This is a genomic window from Streptomyces sp. NPDC057638 (assembly GCF_042800315.1).
GTDB lineage: Bacteria > Actinomycetota > Actinomycetes > Streptomycetales > Streptomycetaceae > Streptomyces.
The window spans coordinates 1-5,103 of the sequence record NZ_JBHVHF010000435.1 but is presented as its reverse complement, the minus strand read 5'-3'; the positions used below and the strand labels follow the sequence as shown (position 1 = coordinate 5,103).

Annotated in this window: 5 protein-coding genes; 1 reads left to right on the top strand and 4 read right to left on the bottom strand. The window is 74.3% G+C overall.

Annotation, left to right across the window (positions count from 1 at the left end; all coding sequences use genetic code 11):
* Positions 1-91: 91 nt before the first annotated feature.
* From ACFVIM_RS32705 to ACFVIM_RS32695, 3 genes are all read right to left on the bottom strand, one after another.
* The gene (locus ACFVIM_RS32705; protein WP_384309281.1) at positions 92-1,312 is read right to left on the bottom strand and encodes a CU044_5270 family protein; all 1,221 of its coding nucleotides are present in this window, start codon (positions 1,310-1,312) and stop codon (positions 92-94) included.
* A 5-nt stretch (positions 1,313-1,317) separates the two neighbouring features.
* The gene (locus ACFVIM_RS32700) at positions 1,318-1,869 is read right to left on the bottom strand and encodes an RNA polymerase sigma factor (protein ID WP_384309279.1); all 552 of its coding nucleotides are present in this window, start codon (positions 1,867-1,869) and stop codon (positions 1,318-1,320) included.
* Positions 1,870-1,970: 101 nt separating this feature from the next.
* Entirely contained in the window at positions 1,971-3,413 is a 1,443-nt protein-coding gene (locus tag ACFVIM_RS32695) for a hypothetical protein (protein WP_384309277.1), read from the bottom strand.
* A gap of 274 nt (positions 3,414-3,687) precedes the next feature.
* Between ACFVIM_RS32695 and ACFVIM_RS32690 the strand changes: the two genes are divergently transcribed.
* On the top strand, positions 3,688-4,689 hold the full coding sequence (locus ACFVIM_RS32690; protein ID WP_384309275.1) for a hypothetical protein: 1,002 nt from the start codon (positions 3,688-3,690) through the stop codon (positions 4,687-4,689).
* Between the two features lie 85 nt (positions 4,690-4,774).
* Here the strand turns inward: ACFVIM_RS32690 and ACFVIM_RS32685 are convergent.
* On the bottom strand, positions 4,775-5,103 hold a 329-nt coding region (locus ACFVIM_RS32685), incomplete at its 5' end, for an SSI family serine proteinase inhibitor (RefSeq protein WP_384309273.1).

The window sequence follows — 5,103 nt, the reverse complement described above, 5'->3', positions numbered from 1 at the left end:
GTGCGGGCCGCACCGGACCGGGCAGAGCCCGGTGCCCCGCCGGACCCTCGCGGGCCGTCCCCGGGGACACCGGGCCGTTCCGGGGCCGGTCTCAGCCGGCCTTCCTCCTCTCCGCGTCCTTCTTCTGGGCGTCGGGGTCCTCGTCCGGGTCGTACGGGACGGCGTCCCGGGGCAGTTCGAGATCCTTGTCGAACGGCGGCGGGGTGTCGGTCCAGGCGGCGTGCACGACGACGGTGTACTGGAGCACCTGGCCCTTACGGGCACCGGGCTGGTCGGCGGTGGCGACGCCCAGCGTGCCCAGCGGCGCCCCCGTCGTCCGGTCGAGCACGATCCGCAGTTCCGTGCCGGTCTCCGGGCTCGGGAACGCGATCCCGTGCCCCTCACGCCCGGAGCGGTCCTCGACCGTCCCCAGGGCCCGGACCCCGGGTTCGTCGGCGAGCAGCCGGTAGGCGGCGGCGCGCAGTTCGGGTCCGGCGGGCAGGCTGAGCGCCAGCTCGACCGCCTTGCGTACGGCCAGTTCCCGCAGCTGGTCCGGCGGAGCGTTGAACTCGGCGTCGGCCAGCTCGATCAGCCGCTTCAGCAGGGCCTTGCCCTCCGTGGGCAGCGAGGCGAGGTCCTTGACCCGCAGATCGCCCATCGGCACGACATCGACGCCACCGCCGGGCGCGTCCTGCGAGGTGACCCCCTCCGCGTCGTAGCGGACCTCCGGCAGCCCCGGCCAGGAGCGGGGCGACCCCGAGTCGCGCCAGGCGCGGGCGTCCCGCTCGGACGCCGGACGGGCGCCCAGATCGGTCCCCCGCGACCAGCGCCGGTGGTCCCGGTGGAGCCACTCCTGATCGTCCTGGCGGTCATCGATGGCATAGCCGGGCTTACCGCCCTCACCGGCGATGCTGTGGAGCGTTCCCCTGCGCTCCTTCTGGTACCAGTAGGCTCCCTTCCCCCGCTCTCCTGTCTTCTCCGTCCGTGCCGCCGCCGCCAGCAGGAACTCCCGCGCGGTGGCGTCGTGGGACGGTGTGGCCGTGCCCGGGTCACCCGCCCCGCCGGAGCCGCCGCCCGACGGCAGCAGGGTCACCGCCACGGCGGTCGCCGCGGCGGCGGACATCAGCCCCACCCCCCAGCGCGGCCGCAGCCACTGCGGGGTACGGGGCCGGACCAGACCCGGGCTGGTCCGCTCGCCCGTACCGCCTGTCGCCGGGGTCATGGCCCTGGCCAGCTCCCTCGCCCGGAGCTCGGGGTCGACGGGTTCGCCGCCATCGAGATGGGCGGGCCGGGCGGCGGCCAGCCGCCGCAGGACATCGCGCTCGTGATCCATGGCTCTCACACTTCCTCTCGTACCCGGATGTTCCGGACGGCCCTGGTGCGCGCGGGCGGAGCGGCCGCGTCCACCGCACGGGTCAGCCGCTTGCGGGCACGGTGCAGCCGCACCCGCATGGCGGCCGCCGAGCAGCCGACCACCCGGGCCGCCTCGGCGGGGGTGAGCCCGTGCCAGGCCGCGAGGATCAGCACCTCGCGGTCGTCCTCGGGCAGGGTGGCCAGCGCCGCGAGCAGCGCCGTGCGGTCGGCCACGTCGTCGGCGATATCCGCCGCGTCCCCGTGCGGGGCCCGCTGGTTCCAGTCACGCAGTTCGGCCGTCAGGGACTCCCGTCTCACCTCCGCCCGTACCGTGTCCCGCAGCACATTGCGGGCCACGCCCAGCAGCCACGGCAGCGGTGCCTGAGGCACCTCCGCCCAGCGCCGCCAGGCGATGGCGAAGGTCTCGCTCACCACCTCGTCGGCGATCTGCCGCCCGGCCCGGCTGACCACATAGGCCCACACCCGACCGCGGCAGGCGTCGTACATCGTGGTGAAGCGGTCCGCTTCATCTGCCACCGCCCGCACCTCCGTCCCTCCGGTTCTCCTCTGTCATGAGGTAGTGGTCCGGCGGAGGCGATCGTTACCGACGGATCGGCGGACGGGCGACGCGCCCCGTCTCAGCCGGGGATCCCGCCGGAGATCCCCACCCGGGTGACGACGGCCCGCGCGGCCTCATGGAACTCCTCCGTCACGAACCCCCGCTCCTCCAGCAGCCGTTCGACCGCGGCGAGCGCGCGGGTGTGGGTCAGGAGGATCAGCCGGTCGGCGTCGGCGCGCCGGTACCGGCCGCCCTCCCCGGGCAGCGAGTACGCCTCGCGCAGACTGGACGGTCCGGTGCCGGGCAGCACGCCGTCCGGGCCGTCGCCCGGCCGCCGCACGAGGATCCGGGACAGCTCGCGCAGGCCCAGGGCGGCGGTGACGGCCACGGACCGGCGCGGCAGGGCGGGATCCAGCAGGGGGTGGAGCGGCGTCAGGACCTGCGGGTACAGGGTCAGCCGGAGCTGGTCGCCCCGACGGGCGGCGTGCAGCACGACCGTGACCACCACCTGTCCGTCCGCGCTGGCGTACTGGACCCGCAGACAGGGCCGTTCCGCGCCGCGCCCGCGGAGCCCGGTGGCCGTGCCCCGCGGGCCCCGCCACACCTCCACCGGCCGCGCCCGGACCTCCGTGACCGAGAAACCGGGCGGACGGTGACCGGGGCCGGACCCGTCCTCGTGGCCCACGCCCAGCGCGGCGGCCATGTGCCCCAGCAACTCCGCCCCGTCCAGCGGCCGTACGAGCGGCGCGCCGTACCGGGGACGCAGGGAGACTCGCAGATCACCGACGGCGCGCGCCTCCCCGCCCGCGCCGATGAAGCGGCCCCCGGCGTCGTAGGGCAGCTCGGTGTCGTGCTGGGCCGCGTCGACGGCGGCCAGGAGACGGCGCTGGGCCGTGGTGAGCGGGGGGAGCGGTGGGCGGGGGTCGGGCGCGTCGCGCAGGGTTCTGGCGAGTGACCTGGCCAGGGCGTGGTCGAGCAGATGGACCCCATACAGCCCGAGACCGGCGGCCGCCCCGGCGAGGAGCATCTGGGCGGGCCACACCGCGTCCGGCCGGGTGGGTATCGCGATCAGGCAGACCAGGGCCGTGAGGACCGGCAGGCCCCGCCCGGCCGGGCCCAGCGGCCAGGCGGTCAGCAGGACGGCGGCCCAGAGGGCGGACGCCTGCGGGAAGAGCGTGACGACCAGCGCCAGTACCGCGAGCGTCCCGGCCCGGCGGATCACTCGCAGCCGTCGCACCCACAGCGCGTGGGCGAGCACCGGTATCAGGTCGAAGCCGTAGGAGGGGACCGGTCCCCGGGGGGACCGCAGTACCTCGTCGACGAGCCACGCCGCCGCCGTCTCGCCCCCGGGCAGCCGCGGACGGTCCGTCAGGGTGTACCCGGTCCGGGCGTGACGGCCATGGCGGCGGGTGGCGGGCCGGACCGCCAGGGCGGGCGGGAGGCGTTCGTACAGACTCAGACAGAGCCAGCGCGTGACGTCCGAACCGTTGCCTCGCCCCGCCGCCGATCTCCTCTGCCCCATGCCGTGCCCTCCGCCCGCCCCGTGAGGTGGCCTCACCTCTTCGAGGATCGTGCCGGATCGCCCTGGAGAGCGTGTGTGGATCGCCTGGAAGGGGGCTGATTCCACGGCGGTACGGAGAAGGCTAGCCAGCGGCGGGGATCCGCGATGGCGGGGGTGGGCGGGGAGGCACGGGACGGGTGGCGTCGGCGACCTGGGCGGGTGGCCTCGCTGTTGTTACACTCCGCCGTCCATGTGTCGTGAGAGGGAGAAGATAATGATGGGACTCAAGAGCACTATGTGGTTAGCGAGATGGGCGCGTGCCGGGGCCGCCGTCCTCGGGCTGGCGGCGGCCGTCGTACCGGCGGCGGTCACCACCCCGGCCGTCGCCGCCTCGGGGGTCTTCTCGTACGAGGTGACGCGGAGGGCCGATCCGTACCACGACATACCGGGTACGGAGATCACCTTCGACGCCCTGGCCGGAGAGCGCTCGGTCCTGTGGACGCGGAACGTCTCCCTGTCGCCCGTCCCGGGATCCACCCTCCAGGCGGGTGACAACATCGGCAACACCCTCGCCATCCGCTGCCGTCACGCCGATGGCGTCGCCCTCCCGGCCGGGGTCGAGGCCGGTGCCTACTGGGCGAGCAATCTCGTGCCCCCGGGGGAGAGGGCCGTGACCCCGAGCGTCCGCTGGGCCTTCCAGGCGCCCGCGACGGGTGCGTACACCTGCGTGCTCTCCGTCACCAGCTACTCCAGCATCATCTCCGGCGGCCGGACCGAGCGGATGCAGGTCGCCGCCGGGGCCGAACTGGCCCGTGTGGCCTACCCGAACACCGCCCGGTGGACCCTTCCCGCCGGTGACCGCGTGGTGGGCCGGGGAGAGACCGCGACCACCCTCGGCTACACCATCGCCCCCACCGGTCCCCAGCACAGTGTCGCCGTGATCCAGGACGCGGCCATCAGTACCTGTCCGGTCAACTCGTCCATCTGCGCGGGCGGTTCCACGGCGTATGACGGAACCACGCTGGAGAGCTGGATCGAAGCGCAGCCGCAGACACCCACCGGGGAGACCTGTGGCCCCGTGATCAAGAGCGCCGTCGGCGTCTGGCCCCTCTCCACCGCCAAGCACCATCTGACCGTCACCAACACCCTCCGCCTCAACCGCACCGAGTGGGGCGCCTGTACCGAGGCTCGTGTCACCCTGAAGCTCAAGCACCTCTCGGGCAACCCCTTCAACATCCACTCCGGTCATGCGTCCGGAGGGATCGTGGCGACCCACGGGGTCGCTCACACCTACTGACGTCCGCGGTCGTCCTCACCCGCTGACATACGGGGTCGACCCCGTTGAGGAGGAACACCAGCCGCCGGGCCGGGACCGGTCCGGTTCAGAAGCGGTGGAGGCGTCCGTTCACCGCGTCCAGGCGGCAGGCACTGGCGAACTCCTTCCGCCAGGAGATCCTCCGGCCCCGGAAGGTGCCGTCAGCGGTGGCGACGACGGGCGCGTACTCCAGGGTGCACGGATGCGGGTCGCCCCGGAGCGCGTCGAGGTCGCCGTCCGCGGCCGCGAGATCGGCACAGGCCCCCGGGGGATCGGGGTGCTGGCCGGGGCCGCTGGGGGGACACTCCAGCAGCACGCCCCGGATCCAGGTGTTCTCGGCGCCGCTGATGGTCAGCAGCAGCCGGCCGGGCTCGGCGGTGGCCGCCACGGTGGGGG